Source organism: Pseudomonas sp. FYR_7, assembly GCF_043106155.1.
Taxonomy (GTDB): Bacteria; Pseudomonadota; Gammaproteobacteria; order Pseudomonadales; family Pseudomonadaceae; genus Aquipseudomonas; species Aquipseudomonas parafulva_B.
Window position 1 is genome coordinate 1 of the sequence record NZ_JBICMI010000056.1, and the last position, 16,695, is coordinate 16,695.

Consider the following 16,695-nt stretch of genomic DNA (forward strand, 5'->3'; position numbering starts at 1 on the left):
GGCGGCGAACCGCTGATCGCCGTCAGCGCCCCGGCCGGTGTGGCCGTGGTCACTTCGCGCAGCGTGGCCATCGCCGCCAGCGAGCATATCGACAGCGTGGCCCAGCAGCACCAGCACCTCACGGCCGGCAAGAACATCGTGCTCAATGCCGGCGACCAGATCGGCCTGTTCGCCCAGAGTGGCGATATGCACCATATCGCCCACCAGGGCGAGGTGCTGGTGCAGGCCCAGCACAACAGCATCAAGGTGCAGGCCGAGCAGAGCATCGAGCTTAGTGCTTCCCAGCAGTACGTGCAGATCGACGCCGGCACGCACATCACCCTGCTGTGCGGCGGCGCCTACCTGAAAATGGAAGGCGGCAACATCGAGCTGGGCATGCCCGGCAGCTTTATCGTCAAGGCGGCGAATCACCAGCAGGAGGGGCCGGGACAACTGAGCCGGACGGTGAACACCTGGCCGCACGCGAAGTTCGACGACAAGTTCCAGGTGCTGCTGCATGACGGCAAGCCTGCTGCCAATTACGCCTACGTCATTACCCGTGCCGACGGCGCGACGATCGAGGGCGTTACCGACAGCCAGGGCATGGTCGATGTTCAGCGTGGCCTGAGCATGGAATCGCTTTCCCTGGAAATCCTTGAACCGAATGATGCTAATTGACAGGAGACCCCGGCATGAGCACGGAAGAAACCACTTGCCGCCAGGTGGGCTCGCGGCTTGACAGCAAGACCGCCAACTGCCGCTTCGACCATACCCTCACGCCGAACAAGCGGACTGATCTGGTGCAGCTGCGCCTGCCGCCACCGCAGCAGGGTTTGGCGATCTACCCGTTGCGCTATGCCGTGCTGCGCCATGAGTTCCCCCGCGCCAAGTTCCCGACGCTGAATTTTTCCGGTTATGCCGAACTGGGCGACGGCTACCATCTGGGCGTACGCGAGCTGCGCCCGCGCACCCAGCTTTACCTGCTGTACACCGAGAATGGCACGTTCAAGCACAAGCATTACCAGGTAACGGATGCGGTGCAGTTCGCCGAGGTTGTCACCTCCGAAGAAGCCGGCACAACCACGACCTCGACCGATCAGCAAGGCAACCCGGTTACCGTCATGCCCACGGTCTCGTCGGCTGTCGGCTTCATCACCGCGCCGCTGCCAACCGCCGAGCGTGACATCGGCGACACGGCCTATCTGCTGGTCTGCGATACACCGCTCACCGCTACCGTACTGGGCAAGCTGGAACGCAATGAAGGCGGGCTGCGCACCGCCACTACCACGGAGATCCGCCTCAAAGGTGGCCCCCGGCAACCCCATGTGCTGGGCACCGAAACGCTGAAGGACATACCCGCCCTGGCCGAGGACGAAAAACAGCGTCTGTCACTGCTTGAATGGAGCGAAAACCAGCCACAGGAAATGCTCGGCGGCGAGACGATTCACCTCGTCTGTCAACGCCGCTCCCAGCAGCCCGGCCAGTCGCAGCGCCAGGCCCCCGTGGCCGTGGCGCTGCATGACCCGGTTGGCGTCATGAGCGAGTTCGGCCACCTCACCGGCAGGTGCGTGCTGGATCTGCAGGAATGGTCTGATCGCGAGCAGGTGCCGCGCAAGGTCATGGTGTCGAAGTGGATTGATGAATTAGGCCAACAGAAGGAAGATAGCGTCAGGCAAGACAGGCTCAACAATGATGCGGTCTGGGGTGGAATAAAACACGCAACGAACGCTACTCAGAACGTAGTCTATAAGGAAGCCGTTCGTGCCTCGAAGGAGGCTCGCAGAAAACGTCTGGAAAGCGCCCGCAACGATGAGCGCCGCGACTTCATGGCCACCTATGAACAGAAGCGCGATGAGTTCATCGCCGCCATTGATAAAGCCGCTGCTGCGGCCTATGCCATGTACACCGCCCTGGAACTTCGCCACGGCGCCGTCATGCAGTTGTACGATGAAACCGATGTAGAAAGCTTTATCTGCCTGCGCCGCGCCGTCACCTACTCGATGACCGTGCTTGCCTGCGATCCGCAGGGCCGCCAGGTTCTGGAAGCCATGCTGCCCGAAGCCGGCCCTACTGGTCTGATGGCACGCGCCATCAAGGGATTTCCAGATTTCGCGGAGTTTATCGATGCGTCTATCGGGCAGCAGAGTGCTCTAATCGCCGCTAGCCGGGTTGCTGACATCACACGCGAGTTAGCAAACAAGGTGCCTCCAGACGATACCAGCCGCTATCTGAGCAACATCGTCACAGAACTGGTAGCTCGTACTCGCCTGCGCACCCCCGAAGCATTTGAACGCAGCATGTATTTTCGTGCGTTCCAGTTAATGGATGGAACTCTTGCCCAACGTGAAACCGTACCGCTAAAAGACGCCGGCAAGTGGCTACTGGAGAACAACGGCGGAAAACCAATCAACGGCTTCCGTCCGATCACCATGGCTAGACACGCCAACGAACTCATTTCTTTATACAAGAGCGAACCGATACAAAGCCACTTGAGTGAAATTGAGGATAATGCCAAGCAAGTAAGGGGAAAATCTAATAATTGGCATGGGATCAAGTTTACCATCGGGTCTTTTGGTGTCTATCTGAGCACCCGCAACTTACAAGAGGTGGTGAGTAAGATTGGCGAAAAAGATGGATGGACTTTAGTCAACTCCCTTAATTTGGCTTCAAGCATAATAGAAACCGGTAGTGCTCTAGCTGTAATCAGCGAAGCAGGGTATCAAGGCAGAGAAGCAGCAGCTATGACCCGAGCGAACCAAGCGGGAAGTGAGCTTGCGAAACAAAGAGCAACAATCTACGGGAACTTAGCAGTAGGGCTACTAGCACTATCCGCAGCGACAACAAGTATCAAAGAGCTCTGGTTAACTGCAAACTCCTCCTCCGGCAGCCAAGCAACCGCTCATGCAGTGGGGAGCGTCTTACAAGCCGCAGCTACAACAGTTGGTGGATTACACCTAATGGGCAATCTAAGTAGGCAAAATAGTAGCAGCTACTTATCATCGCTCTCCCGAAGAGTGATGATAAATTTAGCGGTGCATGCCGACACTTCAGGTGCTGCCCGATTAGCCCTCGGAATCGCCCGTTTGGGTTCAGGATGGATTGGATGCATATTAATCGCCCTGACTGCTACCTACCAAGCCGTAAAAAACTGGAACGAGCAAAACGCCGATGAGAGTAAGGTTACGGATTGGATTGCCCGCAGTATCTGGGGAACCGGCATGCGTAAACGCTTGTTTCGTAGCGATGAACCTCTGACCGAATTTACTCCCAAAGAGGAAATCAAAGAATTCTATCGGTTTTTTATGGAGCCCCATATCGAAACAGATGCAGCAGTACTGAGAACGCTGGGCTCTTTGACTTTCCCAGTATGGGGCGCCATCAACCAAGTAAAACATGGCAGCCAGTTACCAGCAGATGCCCGTACCGTCACTGTGGCCTTACCCGGCTGGCAACCAGAGGTTAGCGCCTATACCATCACCCAACATAATGAATTCAAGTTTGCCGGCATACAAAAAACGCTAGATAACCCGGACTTGGTTCAACTTCGCAACGGCGTCGGCTATATTAATTACCATACAGACACTTTAGGGGGTGATATTGAGGTCAAGTATTTGCCCAATGGTTTTGCTGAGCCCAACTTTGTATTGGAAATGAAGAAGACATGAATCAACAACAGGAACTACCACAAACCAGGGAGGAACTGAACGCCAGAATCGACCAACTCTGGCGTGAGGAACTGGAGTGGGTGCGTCAGCACCCCAACCCTGACCTTACCGAATTCAGCGAGCTGATCAAAAAAGAAACACACAAAAGCAATGTAAACAAACTTCCTCCATTGGATATCGCCATGTGGCCGGCAGATGTATTTTGCAACATTAACATTGGCGACACCGAAAGGTTCAATGACCACTTTATAGAACCACCAATGGAAACCCGCGCCTCAGGCGGAGAAAAAATCTTTTGGGGATTTCACAATGGCATGGTGTTATTACTGCTCTCCCACTTGATTGTTGGTAACGAGGATCCCATTTCCCTGCTACTTTTTTATCTTATCGTACTTGTAGTTATTGGCCCCATTATTTATTTCGTAACATTCCGATTTGGAAAAGAAAAACTCGGCCGTACTCGTTATAACCGCCAGGCTCAACTAGTACATATCGACAATGGTAAGGGACATGTTGCCCATATTCCTTGGCGGAACGCAGTCCCCTTAGTACAAACCGGCTTTTGGCCATCCAGCATGATGCGTATCTGCGTACCTCGTCCCCAAGCGGATGCAGAGGAATTCAATCTCCGCACCTCTCGCGCGCCCGGTACACTTGATGACAATCTACGAGATATCTATGGTATCGATATCGCATTAAGCAATGAAGATCATTCCTCTATCCACAGCAATCTACAGCGTCTGGAGTTTATGCGGCGCTATATGGAACACGGCCTACAGGCTATTCAGCCGCACCCACAAGCGATACAGCAAGGGCTAGTGGAAGACCCTGAACAACGCGACGGGCCTAAACGTATCTGTGCCACAGGCTGGGACGGCAAGTACGTTATCTACCCCTTGGGCCGTATCTGGCATTATTTTTGTTTTGGCCCATGGCTGGATAGTCGTGCACGCCGTCGCCTCGAGGGCTTTGAATGGAACGATGAGGTCAAGAACCTCTGCGGCCCCAACCCCGATCTGCGCGGCCTGAACACCCGCCCGGTCAAATCCCGCACCGATGTCTACTACCGCCCTGACGGTGCCAGCTACCGGCTGGTGGATCGCTGGGGCAACCCGCTACGCTTCGAGCCGGCCAAGCAGGCCTGATGGCTGGTTCGCGTATGGCACTGGCCCTGCTTCAGCCCGTTGCTCGATAGGTACACACGCCGTGGCTCCGAGAACGCTGGATGTAGCGACGAAGTCCAGAATCTCTGCGGCCCCGCTCCCGACCTGCGCGGGCTGGATACCCGGCCAGTCAAATCCCGCACCGACACCTACTATCGCCCAGCCTACGACCACCCCGCCAGCTTCGGCTACCGCCTGGTAAATCGCCACGGGCACCCACTCCCCCCGTCGCCTCAGTCACTATCAACAAGGAAATGAGCCTGATGGAAATACGGTTCGAGCAGGCAGACGAAAATGCGCACGATACGATCTTCAAGTTGCTTCAGGGCGAAGGGCATCGCCTTGATAAGATCAGAATGGATCACGACTTTAATGTGATCGAATTGGATGGCAAAAGAGTGCTCGAACAACGCGGCCCCGCCATATCCCTGATCATCAATGAAGCACCAAACCAACTCGAAAAGCAGGCATTCGACTGGCTGAACGAACATTGCCAGCTACGCCCTGCCAAGTACAAGGACGCCTGGTTCTATGCGCTTTGTGCGTGTGGCGGGTGGGTCCTGATCCGCTCTCCCTACCTTGTGGAGGGCGCATCATTTGCCGAAGCAGCAGTGCTTCTCACCATGAATCTGCTATCCACCACTCTGTTCGTGCTGGCCTATCTCATAGCCCGAACAAAATCCCGGCAGAATACGTCCGGACAAGCCTTCAGCATCAGGAAGAACAAGCTGTTCTGGGTGGGAACAGTACTGGTGGCCTTGCTATTCCTGGTGGGCTTGGCAGCCCTGTTCGATAAACCCAGCCTTGCCGCCGTTTCTCTCCTGCCATTGCTTAGCCTGGGAACCGCCGTCATGGCATTTCGCAAGACACGCTACTTCCACACGCTCGAAGTGTTGCAGCGCCATGAGGCAACAGCATGATCAGGCGAATCTTTTCCCTTGCCAAAAAAGCGCTTCCTGCCCTTGCTTTGGTATGACTCACCCACATGGGTTACCAATCAGTTCACACACATGGGTAACAGTTTTTAATTGGCAGGGTCGGTTTTTGAGGATCTGACCATGCCATGGCGAGAGCTGAGACCTATGGACCTGAAACTGCTGTTCATCGCGGACTACATCAAGGGTCCGCCCAGCTTCAGTGCGCTTTGCCAAGCCTATGAAATCAGTCGTAAGACTGGCTACAAGTGGGTCAAGCGCTATGAGAAGGACGGACCTGCCGGCCTCCAAGACCTTAGCCGTCGTCGGCATTCCCAGGAATGGGTGGTGCCGCTTGCGGTGCATGAGGCGATCACTGAATTGCGCGGTCGAGGCGAGACAGAACCCGGCCCCAAGAAAATCCAGGCGGCTTTGCAGGAGCGCTTCCCCGATCAGAAACCGCCATCTAAGACCTCGATCTACAACATCCTGAAGAAAGCTGAGCTCGTCAAACCACGGCGATTGCGTCAGCGCGTCGCGGTTTACCCTAAGCCATTACAGAAAGCAGAAACCCCTAACCAGCTGTTCAGCGCCGATTACAAAGGGCAGTTCCTGACGGGTGCGGGAGTCTGGTGTTATCCATTAACCATCATGCATCACGCCAGTCGATTCTTGCTGGCGTGCCACAGCATGGCGAATACCAATTTTCAGGAAACCCAAGCAGTTTTTACCCGCGTGTTTCGCGAGTATGGTCTACCGGAGCGCATCCGCACCGACAATGGGGTCCCGTTTGCAAGTAAGGGACGAGCTGGCCTTTCTCAGCTATCAAGCTGGTGGTTACGCCTTGGGATCATTCCTGAGCGGATCGCACCCGGAAGGCCTGAGCAAAATGGTCGACATGAACGTATGCATCGGACCCTGAAAAGCACGCTTCCATCACCGCCCGCAATTGAATGGGATGCTCAACAACAACACTTTGACCTGTTCATGCAGCACTACAATCACGAACGTCTGCATGAAGCACTGAAGCAGAAAACACCGGCATCCTGCTATGAACCTTCACCGCGCCAGTACCCTGAAAAGCTGCCAGACATGACCTACCCGAGTCACATCGATAGCCTCCAGGCCGACTGCTCAGGCATAGTCAATCGACGTGGCCTAAGGATCTACGCGGGGAATGTGCTCAAGCATCAGACCATTGGACTGGAGGAAGTAGAAGACGGGATCTGGGATGTTATCTTCGGTCCAATCATTCTTGGAAGGATCGATGAGAGGGATGCAATCGATGGATATGTGACACTCCAGGTGTTACCTGTGTGAGTGTACTTTTTTGTAACCCATGTGGGTGATCCGTACAGATGTGGGTGAATTCCAGTAGACTTCGCTGGAATGAAAAAAGGGCCAAAAGGCCCTGTTTTCAATGGCTTGCAGACTTCGGTGGACGTCTACAGAACCTAAATTGGAGCGGGAAACGAGACTCGAACTCGCGACCCCGACCTTGGCAAGGTCGTGCTCTACCAACTGAGCTATTCCCGCGTCGTGATGGGTGCCATTGTAGCGATATCCAAAATGGCGTCAACCCCTTGATTCAAAAAAACTTTTATTTCTGCTCCGAGCCTTCGCGCAGGTGCGGCCAGGCAGCCACCAGGTAATGCACCATCGACCACAGGGTCAAGCCCGCCGCGACTAACAACAACCCGTAACCCAGGATCACCCAGAAGGTTACCGCTGGCGGGTTGCCCAGCAGGATCACCAACGCCAGCATTTGTGCAGCCGTCTTCCACTTGCCCAGATTGGACACGGCCACGTGCGCCCGCGCGCCCAGTTCGGCCATCCACTCGCGCAGCGCCGACACCACGATCTCGCGACCGATGATGACTGCAGCCGGCAAGGTGAGCCAGAAGTTGGCGTGGGTCTGCACCAGCAGCACCAGCGCAACGGCGACCATGAGCTTGTCGGCCACCGGGTCCAGGAACGCACCGAACGGGGTGCTCTGCTGCAACCGACGCGCCAGGTAGCCATCCAGCCAGTCGGTGGCGGCGGCGACGGCAAATACGCTGCTGGCGGCCATGTAGCTCCAATGGAACGGCATGTAGAACAGCAGGATGAAAATCGGGATGAGCAGAACGCGTAGAACGGTGAGCAGGTTTGGAATATTCATCGGTACGACTGGCCGCGGGTTGAACCCGGCATTCTACTCGCTATGCAGGCTGGCATAAATCGACTCGGCAAGCTTTTTACTGATACCCGGTGCCTTGGCAATCTCGTCGACACTGGCGCGGTTGAGCTCTTGCAGGCCGCCGAAATGTTTCAGCAAGTCCCGCCTGCGCTTGGGCCCGACGCCTGCCACATCCTCCAGGCTCGACACCCGCCGGGCCTTGCCGCGACGGGCACGGTGGCCGGTGATCGCGAAGCGGTGGGCCTCGTCGCGGATCTGCTGGATCAAGTGCAGCGCTGGCGAATCACCCTTGAGGGTGAATTCGTTGTGCACATCGTTCAGGTAGAGGGTTTCGAAACCAGCCTTGCGCGTCACGCCTTTGGCCACGCCAAGCAGGGTCAACTCGCTGAACCCCAGTTCCTGCATCACATCGCGCGCCATGTTCAACTGGCCCTTGCCCCCGTCCACCAGCAGCACGTCCGGCAGCTTGCCCTCGCCATCGCGAATGCGTCCGTAACGACGGGTCAGGGCCTGGTGCATGGCGGCGTAGTCGTCGCCGGCCGTGACGCCCTCGATATTGAAGCGCCGGTAGTCCGACTTGATCGGCCCTTCCGGCCCGAACACCACGCAGCTGGCGACCGTCGCCTCGCCACTGGAGTGGCTGATGTCGTAGCACTCCAGGCGCTGCGGCACTTCGTCCAGGCCCAGTACTTCGGCCAGTGCGTCGAAGCGTGCTGCCATGTGCTGGCGGTTAGCCAGGCGTGCGTTGAGCGCCTGCTCGGCGTTGGTCACTGCCAATTGCTGCCAGCGCGCACGGGTGCCACGCACACGATGGCTGATGGTCAGCTCGCGGCCGCGCAGGGCGTTGAGGGCCTCGGTGATGGCCGCGAAGTCCTCGTGCACCACGTTGACAATCAGCTCCCCCGGCAACTCACGCTCCGGGTTGCCGACGTAGTACTGGGAAACGAATGCCGCCATCACCTCGGAAACGTCTTCCTCGATGCCGACCTGCGGGAAGAAGTTCTTGCTCCCTAGCACACGCCCACCACGGACGCTGATCATGTGGACGCAAGCGCCACCGGGGTTGACGAACGCGGCAATGACGTCGACTTCGCCGCTGCCCCCTTCGATGTACTGCTGGTCCTGTACGCGGCGCAGCAGGCCGATCTGGTCGCGCAGTTCGGCTGCTTTTTCGAAATTGAGGTCCATGGCGGCCTTTTCCATCTCGGCATTGAGCTCATTGCCCAACTGCTGGCTGCGCCCTTCCAGGAACATCACCGAATGGCGTACGTCCTCGGCATATTCCTCAGCGCTGACCAGGCCGGTGCAGGGCCCCTTGCAGCGCTTGATCTGGTATTGCAGGCATGGACGGGTGCGGTTGGCGTAGTAGCTGTCTTCGCATTGCCGTACCAGAAAGGTCTTTTGCAGCACGCTGAGGCTCTCGCGGATGGCCCCAGCACTTGGGTAGGGGCCGAAGTAGCGCCCCTTGGCTTTCTTCGCGCCCCGATGAATGCCAAGCCGCGGGAACTGACCGTCGGAAAGGAATACATAAGGATAGGACTTGTCGTCACGCAGCAGGATGTTGTACGGCGGGCGCCACTCCTTGATCAGGTTCTGCTCCAGCAGCAGCGCCTCGGTTTCGTTGGCGGTGATGGTGGTTTCCACCTGGGCGATGCGGCTGACCAGTGCAGCGGTCTTGGGCGCCAGCCCGGACTTGCGAAAATAACTGGCCAAGCGTTTCTTGAGGTTCTTGGCCTTGCCCACGTAGAGCAGCCGCGCATCGGCGTCGAACATTCGGTACACACCCGGGCGACCACTGCAGGTCGCCAGGAATGCGCTGGCATCAAAGACTTCAGACATGAGATTTACAGGCTTGCGTCAACCATACCGTGGCGAACGGCCAGCAATGTCAGTTCGACGTCGCTGGTGACCGAGAGTTTTTCAAAGATCCGGTACCGGTAGGTATTGACGGTCTTGGGCGAGAGGCACAACTTGTCGGAAATGATCTGCACTTTCTGGCAGCCGACGATCATCAGGGCAATCTGGATTTCACGCTCGGACAATGCATCGAATGGCGAGCCCTGTGGCTGGAACGACTTGAGCGCCAACTGCTGAGCAATCTGCGGGCTGATGTAGCGTTGGCCGGCAAATGCCAGGCGAATGGCCTGGACCATCTCGTCGAGGCCGGCGCCCTTGGTCAGGTAGCCGGCCGCCCCGGCTTGCAGCAGGCGCGTGGGGAACGGGTCTTCTTCACACACGGTCACTGCCACCACCTTTATGTCAGGGTGGCTGCGCAGCAACTTGCGCGTGGCCTCAAGACCACCGATGCCAGGCATCTTGACGTCCATCAGCACAACGTCTGGCTTGAGCTCGCGCGCAAGCTTGAGCGCCGATTCGCCGGAGTCCCCTTCACCTACCACCTGCAAGCCGTCGATATCGGCCAGCATGCGCGTAATACCGGTTCGTACCAGATCGTGGTCGTCGACCACTAGGACCCTAATCAAGCACACACCTCTTCAGCAGGGCGATTGTATGACGCCACCTTAACAAAATTTTTCAAGACCGGCCTAGCGCATTGCTTTCGTCAGAAACGACTGACGACCTGGGTCCGAACCTATACGCCCCGGCTGCTCATGCCTGTGGTCAGACAGTCGTTTCAACAGGTGGACAATCGCCGCCTTGTCGGCCTCAGCCAGGCCCCGAAGCGCGTTGAGCACGTCCGACTCCTGCGCACTAATCCCATGCAAGGGTACAGGGATGCGTACCCCGTTCAGAACATACAGCGCATCAACCCCCCTGGCCGCTACCGCAGCCAGGTAATCGACACGTGGCATGCGCTCCCCACTTTCGTATTTGCCCTGCGCGTTGGGTTCCACCCCACCGATATCGCCGAATACACGCTGGGTCATACCCAGCCGCTCACGTTCTTCCCGCAGCCGAGGGCCGATTCCATTCATCCGGGCGTCTCCTTGTCCCTGAGTATCTCCGAGCAGCGCCACGTCCGCACGCACCGCTGCCTCGTTTACAAAGGGCACTATGCCGCTGCCGGCCGACTGGGACAAGGCATCATTGCCCTGAGCAATCGATCCTGCGCTGCATGCGCACAAAACAATCATCCTCCCCCATTTCGATGAACCCTCGCCGCTGGTAAAGCCTGCGCGCCGGATTGGTGCGAAACACCATCAGCCTGAGCAGCGCCAAACGCCGTTGGGCTGCCCATTGCGCGAGCGTTTCGAGCACCCAGCTGCCAACCCCCTGCCCCTGGTAAGCGGGAAGCAAATGCAACTCCCGGATGAAAAGCGCCTGGCTATCCTGGCTGAGACTGCAGAAACCCAACACGGCGTCGGTATCGGTGTCGGTCACTAGCCACTGCTCGCGCCACTGCCAGGCCTGGTCGAAAGCCTGCTCCACCCACAGAAGGTCGTATCGGTGGTAATAAGGCAGCATGAGGCGGCGCGTCAGGTCGCGGGCGAACGTCAGATCACTGTCAGTGGCAGGAATGAGTTGCAGCATCACGCGTTCTCCCGCTCAGGCAGGCTTGGCCGGAACGAACTCACGCCCTTGCATGGGCTTGGCGCTGCAATTTATCGGTATCGACACGAACGAACACCGAATCGGCCCTGACGGTGAGCACCCCATCAGCCCACACCTCGCAGATCACCCGGCTTTTGCGTGCCACTTCTCCCTCGACCCGAGCCTTGAGCAGCAGCTCAACCCCCATGGGTGTCGGTTTGAGGTACTCAAGCCCCAGGCGGCCAGTGACGCAATCGATACGCGGCAAGCTGCCAGGCGCCCGGCCTTCGCATCGATAGTGATAGGCCATGGCCGTCCAATTGGAGTGGCAGTCCACCAGCATTGCCAGCAATCCGCCATAGACCAGCCCCGGCCAGCCGGTAAAGGTAGCGTCGGGGGTGTGTCGACAGACCAGATGAATGCCGTCTTCGGCCCAATGGCTTTGTACACGGAGCCCGTGCGGATGGGCGCTGCCACAGCCATAGCAAATGCCATCCGGGGCAGCCACTGCCTGCAGGCTCAAGGCTTGATCGTTCATACGCTTCCTGTGCTTGTTGTAATGAGGGCGCGCTACGCCCTCATTAAAGCAGATAGGTCACGCGGTTTGCAGACTCGCCTTGCCGGGGCGCCTGGCCAGCGCCACCACGAGGATGAACGTCGTGACCCCGGCTGTCATCAATGTCTCGTACCGATAGGCATCGCTGAACAACATGTACCCCAGCACCAGGACGATGGTGGCGATCACCAGCCAGGTGAGCCAGGGGAACAACCACATCTTCAGCTCCAGCAAGCGCCCTTCGCGCTCCGCGCGCGCGCGCATGCGCAGTTGGGACACGGCGATGACCAGATACACCAGCAACGCGATGGCACCGGTGGTGGACAGCAGAAAGCCGAACACCTTGCCTGGGAACACGTAGTTGACCAGACACCCGGCAAACCCTGCCAACGTCGAGAGGATCACCGCGACCGTAGGCACGCCGGAGCCTGCAATGCGCCGGGTAATGGGCAGAGCCTGCCCGCGGGCGCCCAGCGAATACAGCATGCGCGAGGCGGTATACAGCCCCGAGTTCATGCAACTGGTCACGGCCACCAGCACCACCATGTCCACCAGCAGCTTGGCGCCAGGCACGTTCAGCACCTCAAGGACCCGTTGGAACGAGCCGACTGCCTTGAGCCCTGGGTCATTCCAGGCGACCAGCGAAACCACCAGGAAGATCGAAGCCAGGTAGAAGATCGCGATGCGATACACCACCAGGTTGGTGGCACGACGGATCTTGTCCTTGGGGTTGGCCGTTTCGTCGGCAGCGATGGTGACGATCTCCGCGCCGAAGAACGAAAAGATGGTGATCAGTACACCGCCCAGTACGGTGCCAAAGCCGTTGGGCATGAAGCCCCCGGTATCCCAGAGTCGGCTGACCCCGGACACGTCGGCCAAGGGCCAGAAGCCAGTCACCGCCAGGGTACATACGACGATGAAGGCAACGATGGCCACGACCTTGATCAACGCGAACCAGTACTCGAAGGCGCCGAAGTTCTTGACGCTGATCAGGTTGGTACCCGATAGCACGAGCATGATCAGGAAGGCGAACAGCCAGGACGGCACCCCGGGAAAGTAGGCATGCAGGATATCAGCACCGGCGATGGCCTCGACCGGAATGATCAGCACCCAGAACCACCAGTACAGCCAGCCGATGGTAAAGCCCGCCCACGGGCCGATGGCCTGCGAGGCGTAGGTGGAAAAAGAACCGCTGTTGGGGTTGGCGATGGCCATCTCGCCCAGCATGCGCATCACCAGCAACACCAGCAGCCCGGTCATGGCATAGGAAATGAGGATCGCCGGGCCTGCCGTGGCGATGGCGTTGGAGGAGCCAATGAACAGCCCGGCGCCTATGATGCCGGCAATGGAAATCATCGATACCTGACGGGATGTCAGGCCATGTTGCAAGGAACGCTGTTTCTTGTTGTTCGGGGAAGCCATGTTGAACCCTCTGACTGGATCGCACGGTCATTTTTTGATCCGGGTAAGTATTGAGACTTGCCAGAGGTGTCACAAACGACGTTTTATCAGTACGTAATTCCTTGAGGGAATGATTAAGCGTCCTCCTACGTGGACTACGTTCCCTAGCGTGGCGTATGAGCCTCCCTTGCAAAAGGGTGAATCATGTTGTTCAAAGAGCATGACCAGTGCACCACTGATCACAGCCTCGGGCACATCAAGAACCGTAGGAATGAAACCAATCCAATAATTCGTTTGCACCCCCTGACCCCTAGGCGCTTGGATAGGCAGTACATCGCCCACAGGTCCCCGCCTCATGAACCACGACTGCATCAGCCAATCCATCGCCATCGTTCATCCCATTACCCTTACACATGGCCGCAACGCCGAGGTGTGGGACGACCAAGGAAAACGCTACATCGATTTCGTAGGCGGCATCGGCGTGCTGAACCTGGGCCATTGCAATCCAGCGGTCGTACAAGCCATACAGGATCAAGCCAGCCGCCTGACTCACTACGCTTTCAACGCAGCCCCACATGCCCCTTACCTTGAGCTGATGGCGCAACTGAGCCAATTCATCCCGGTCGCTTACCCGCTGGCCGGCATGCTGACCAACAGCGGCGCGGAGGCGGCCGAAAATGCCCTGAAAGTAGCCCGCGCGGCGACCGGCAAGCGCGCCATCATCGCCTTCGATGGCGGCTTCCATGGCCGTACCCTGGCCACCCTGAACCTCAATGGCAAGGTCGCCCCTTACAAGCAGCGGGTCGGCGAGCTGCCGGGGCCGGTGTACCACCTGCCCTACCCCAGCGCCGACACCGGGGTTACCTGCGAACAGGCCCTCAAGGCCATGGACCGCCTGTTCAGCGTCGAGCTGGCGGTGGAGGACGTGGCGGCGTTCATCTTCGAGCCGGTGCAAGGTGAAGGCGGGTTCCTCGCCCTTGACCCAACGTTCGCCCAGGCCCTGCGCCGTTTCTGCGACGAGCATGGCATCTTGATCATCATCGACGAGATCCAGTCGGGCTTCGGGCGTACCGGGCAGCGCTTCGCCTTCCCACGTTTAGGGCTTGAGCCCGATCTGCTGCTGTTGGCCAAAAGCATTGCCGGCGGCATGCCGCTGGGTGCGGTGGTCGGGCGCAAGGAACTGATGGCAGCGCTGCCCAAGGGCGGCCTGGGTGGCACTTATTCAGGCAACCCGATCGCCTGCGCAGCGGCCCTGGCCAGCCTGGCACAGATGACCGACGAGAATATCGCGACTTGGGGCGAACGCCAGGAACAGGCAATCGTGCGCCGCTTCGAGCACTGGAAGGCTACAGACCTGAGCCCGTTCATCGGCCGCTTGACCGGCGTCGGCGCCATGCGCGGAATCGAGTTTGTCCAAGCCGACGGCAGCCCGGCGCCGGCGCAACTGGCCAAGGTGATGGAAGCGGCTCGCGCCAGGGGGCTGCTGCTGATGCCCAGCGGCAAGGCACGGCACATCATCCGCCTGCTGGCACCGCTGACCATCGAGGCCTACGTGCTCGAGGAAGGCTTGGATATTCTCGAGCAGTGCCTTGCCGAGCTTGGCTCCTGAAGAGGGGCTTAGAGACCCAGCTCTTGCGGGGTAAGCATATCGGACTCGAAGGCAATCCAGCCGCCTTCGAGTTCGGCGTGGCCGTTGACGATCGGGCCGTAGTAGGTCAGGCCATTCTCCAGGGTCACGCAGATGTGCGTGGCGTTCTTTTCCGGAGCGGCCAGCGTACCGACGAAATGCACCTTCTTGAGGGTCTCGGTCACCGCTTCCAGGCCCACGCGCATGCTGGCGTTTTCCGAGGCTTCGATGTCGCCGCCTCGGTCTTCGGCGCTGATGGTGATGGTGGCGATGTACGGGTACTGGTTGCTCAAGCGGGTCTACCTCGAAACGTGGGTGGGCATAGGGGCGCGTAGAGTACGGCAGCCGCCGCCCCTTGTCTCTAGCGTTCGCCTGCCGAACCGGCGCGGTGCAGACCAACACAGGTGATCTGCCTGCAACGATCTGTTAGGGTGCCGGCCGATACACGCCCTAGCATACGAGGATCCCGAGTGAGCGCTGAAGAACCCATGATCGCCGACCTGTTCGACGTCGACAAACGCCTGTCCCTCAAGCCGGTGGTCGATTTCAACAGCTACCTGCGCAATGCGTTTGGCGAGGGGCCCTGCCGCTGCCACCGTTGCCTTGAAGGCGCCGACCAGACGAGCTACGCCCTGGCGCACACATTCTCGTTCGACGGCCGGCCATGGCATCGCCGCTTCGCCAGTACCGCCGCCAGCGACGTGGCGCAAGTCCTGAAAAAGGCCTGGCTGTCGTACACCAAGGTGGATCTGACGCTGTCCGGCATCCTCGACCTGGCCACCGTACAGACCTTCACGGATGCAGCGCTGCACCCGCGCCTGCTCGCCCTGCTGCCCGCCAGCGGGCTGGCCCATGAAGCGGACGGACAGTGGCACCTGCAGGCCCCGGCTGACTGAAGCTCTGGCTTGCGGCCCATGCGGCGGGCCGCCGCCTCAGTGCTGTTCGCCGGCCCGCTTGAGCAGCTTCTTGCAACGCTCGGACAAATGCACCACCCGCAGGTGCTTGCCGGCCTTGGCATAGCGCTCACGCAAAGTTTTTAGCGCGGCAATGGCCGAATAGTCCACAAAGCTCAGGTGCTGGCAGTCCAAGGTCACCTCGGCCGGGTCATTGGCCGGGTCGAACTGGTTCAGGAACGGCGCGGTCGAGGCGAAGAACAAGGTGCCGTGCACCTGATAACGCTTGTGCCCGTGCTCGTCCTCATGGCTGTCGGCGTACAGTTCGCGCGCATGCTGCCAAGCAAAGTTCACCGCCGCGATCACGATGCCGAACAGCACGGCCATGGCCAGGTCGGTGAACACAGTCACCACGGTGACGGCGATGATCGCCAGCATGTCGTTCACCGGCACCTTGTGCAGCACCCGCAGCGACGCCCAGGCGAACGTCTGTTGCGCGACCACGAACATGACACCCACCAGGGCCGCCAAGGGGATACGTTCGATCAATGGCGAAAGGAACAGCACGAACAACAGGATCATCACCCCGGCCATCACCCCTGATAGCCGCCCTCGCCCACCGGAACTGAGGTTGATCACCGTCTGACCGATTTATAAAACACACAAGGAAAAAATAGCAAATTACGTCTAGGCCTCGGTTGCCAAGCGGCGTGATTTTCATCTTCTATAATTTTTTTGGTGACACAGTTGCCTGGGCCTGGGCCTGGGCCGGGGCCAGGGCGCCGAAGCCTTTGCCGTTTTCGGTAGCGATGATAGGGATTGGTAG

General features: G+C 58.7%; 15 protein-coding genes, 1 tRNA gene and 1 pseudogene. 7 read left to right on the plus strand and 10 right to left on the minus strand.

All coding sequences use genetic code 11. The annotated features are described in order from the left end of the window. From ACF8R3_RS14620 to ACF8R3_RS14640, 5 genes are all read left to right on the plus strand, one after another. The coding region (locus ACF8R3_RS14620; protein ID WP_392515789.1) for a DUF2345 domain-containing protein at window positions 1–657 on the plus strand (657 nt) is incomplete at its 5' end. A gap of 14 nt (window positions 658–671) precedes the next feature. Further along, window positions 672–3,644, plus strand: coding sequence for a hypothetical protein (locus ACF8R3_RS14625; protein ID WP_392515790.1), 2,973 nt, complete (start codon window positions 672–674; stop codon window positions 3,642–3,644). After that, window positions 3,641–4,789 carry a hypothetical protein gene (locus ACF8R3_RS14630; RefSeq protein ID WP_196186372.1) on the plus strand — a complete coding sequence of 383 codons (1,149 nt, stop codon included), beginning with the start codon at window positions 3,641–3,643 and terminating at the stop codon, window positions 4,787–4,789. The genes ACF8R3_RS14625 and ACF8R3_RS14630 overlap by 4 nt, the downstream gene beginning before the upstream one ends. A 281-nt stretch (window positions 4,790–5,070) precedes the next feature. Then, window positions 5,071–5,727, plus strand: a complete 657-nt coding sequence (locus ACF8R3_RS14635) for a hypothetical protein (protein WP_197844709.1) — start codon at window positions 5,071–5,073, stop codon at window positions 5,725–5,727. Window positions 5,728–5,865: 138 nt separating this feature from the next. Continuing rightward, a complete protein-coding gene (locus ACF8R3_RS14640; protein ID WP_392515791.1) occupies window positions 5,866–7,041 on the plus strand; it encodes an integrase core domain-containing protein in 1,176 nt (391 codons plus the stop codon). A gap of 140 nt (window positions 7,042–7,181) precedes the next feature. Here ACF8R3_RS14640 and ACF8R3_RS14645 read toward each other — a convergent pair. From ACF8R3_RS14645 to ACF8R3_RS14680, 8 genes are all read right to left on the minus strand, one after another. Next, window positions 7,182–7,257 (minus strand) — tRNA-Gly (locus tag ACF8R3_RS14645). Between the two features lie 64 nt (window positions 7,258–7,321). Continuing rightward, the gene (pgsA, locus tag ACF8R3_RS14650; protein ID WP_023534788.1) at window positions 7,322–7,882 is read right to left on the minus strand and encodes a CDP-diacylglycerol--glycerol-3-phosphate 3-phosphatidyltransferase; all 561 of its coding nucleotides are present in this window, start codon (window positions 7,880–7,882) and stop codon (window positions 7,322–7,324) included. 33 nt (window positions 7,883–7,915) lie between these two features. Then, complete coding sequence (gene uvrC / locus ACF8R3_RS14655; RefSeq protein WP_196127930.1) at window positions 7,916–9,739, minus strand: excinuclease ABC subunit UvrC; 1,824 nt, start codon at window positions 9,737–9,739, stop codon at window positions 7,916–7,918. A gap of 5 nt (window positions 9,740–9,744) precedes the next feature. Further along, the gene (gene uvrY, locus ACF8R3_RS14660; RefSeq protein ID WP_027916239.1) at window positions 9,745–10,383 is read right to left on the minus strand and encodes a UvrY/SirA/GacA family response regulator transcription factor; all 639 of its coding nucleotides are present in this window, start codon (window positions 10,381–10,383) and stop codon (window positions 9,745–9,747) included. A 63-nt stretch (window positions 10,384–10,446) separates the two neighbouring features. Next, window positions 10,447–10,836, minus strand: coding sequence for a helix-turn-helix domain-containing protein (locus tag ACF8R3_RS14665; protein WP_058639781.1), 390 nt, complete (start codon window positions 10,834–10,836; stop codon window positions 10,447–10,449). Between the two features lie 109 nt (window positions 10,837–10,945). Next, on the minus strand, window positions 10,946–11,395 hold the full coding sequence (locus ACF8R3_RS14670; RefSeq protein ID WP_392515792.1) for a GNAT family N-acetyltransferase: 450 nt from the start codon (window positions 11,393–11,395) through the stop codon (window positions 10,946–10,948). 37 nt (window positions 11,396–11,432) lie between these two features. Further along, a complete protein-coding gene (locus tag ACF8R3_RS14675; RefSeq protein WP_392515793.1) occupies window positions 11,433–11,930 on the minus strand; it encodes a PaaI family thioesterase in 498 nt (165 codons plus the stop codon). Between the two features lie 57 nt (window positions 11,931–11,987). Continuing rightward, the gene (locus tag ACF8R3_RS14680; protein WP_100851900.1) at window positions 11,988–13,370 is read right to left on the minus strand and encodes an amino acid permease; all 1,383 of its coding nucleotides are present in this window, start codon (window positions 13,368–13,370) and stop codon (window positions 11,988–11,990) included. Window positions 13,371–13,704: 334 nt separating this feature from the next. On the opposite strand from ACF8R3_RS14680, the gene ACF8R3_RS14685 reads away from it, so the two are divergent. After that, window positions 13,705–14,958 carry an aspartate aminotransferase family protein gene (locus ACF8R3_RS14685; protein ID WP_392515794.1) on the plus strand — a complete coding sequence of 418 codons (1,254 nt, stop codon included), beginning with the start codon at window positions 13,705–13,707 and terminating at the stop codon, window positions 14,956–14,958. Window positions 14,959–14,966: 8 nt separating this feature from the next. On the opposite strand, the gene ACF8R3_RS14690 is transcribed toward ACF8R3_RS14685, so the two are convergent. Next, the gene (locus tag ACF8R3_RS14690; RefSeq protein WP_027916244.1) at window positions 14,967–15,269 is read right to left on the minus strand and encodes a hypothetical protein; all 303 of its coding nucleotides are present in this window, start codon (window positions 15,267–15,269) and stop codon (window positions 14,967–14,969) included. A 177-nt stretch (window positions 15,270–15,446) separates the two neighbouring features. Between ACF8R3_RS14690 and ACF8R3_RS14695 the strand changes: the two genes are divergently transcribed. Next, window positions 15,447–15,872, plus strand: a complete 426-nt coding sequence (locus tag ACF8R3_RS14695; protein ID WP_145254671.1) for a hypothetical protein — start codon at window positions 15,447–15,449, stop codon at window positions 15,870–15,872. Between the two features lie 36 nt (window positions 15,873–15,908). Here ACF8R3_RS14695 and ACF8R3_RS14700 read toward each other — a convergent pair. Continuing rightward, window positions 15,909–16,520: pseudogene (locus tag ACF8R3_RS14700) on the minus strand (SulP family inorganic anion transporter); the annotation flags it as partial. Window positions 16,521–16,695: the final 175 nt, after the last annotated feature.

Excerpts from the sequence above, each read along its gene's own strand:
- ACF8R3_RS14625 (WP_392515790.1), top strand. The coding sequence starts at position 672 with ATGAGCACGGAAGAAACCACTTGCCGCCAGGTGGGCTCGCGGCTTGAC.
- ACF8R3_RS14630 (WP_196186372.1), top strand. The coding sequence starts at position 3,641 with ATGAATCAACAACAGGAACTACCACAAACCAGGGAGGAACTGAACGCC.
- ACF8R3_RS14635 (WP_197844709.1), top strand. The coding sequence starts at position 5,071 with ATGGAAATACGGTTCGAGCAGGCAGACGAAAATGCGCACGATACGATC.
- ACF8R3_RS14640 (WP_392515791.1), top strand. The coding sequence starts at position 5,866 with ATGCCATGGCGAGAGCTGAGACCTATGGACCTGAAACTGCTGTTCATC.
- pgsA (WP_023534788.1), bottom strand. The coding sequence starts at position 7,882 with ATGAATATTCCAAACCTGCTCACCGTTCTACGCGTTCTGCTCATCCCG.
- uvrC (WP_196127930.1), bottom strand. The coding sequence starts at position 9,739 with ATGTCTGAAGTCTTTGATGCCAGCGCATTCCTGGCGACCTGCAGTGGT.
- ACF8R3_RS14665 (WP_058639781.1), bottom strand. The coding sequence starts at position 10,836 with ATGAATGGAATCGGCCCTCGGCTGCGGGAAGAACGTGAGCGGCTGGGT.
- ACF8R3_RS14675 (WP_392515793.1), bottom strand. The coding sequence starts at position 11,930 with ATGAACGATCAAGCCTTGAGCCTGCAGGCAGTGGCTGCCCCGGATGGC.
- ACF8R3_RS14680 (WP_100851900.1), bottom strand. The coding sequence starts at position 13,370 with ATGGCTTCCCCGAACAACAAGAAACAGCGTTCCTTGCAACATGGCCTG.
- ACF8R3_RS14685 (WP_392515794.1), top strand. The coding sequence starts at position 13,705 with ATGAACCACGACTGCATCAGCCAATCCATCGCCATCGTTCATCCCATT.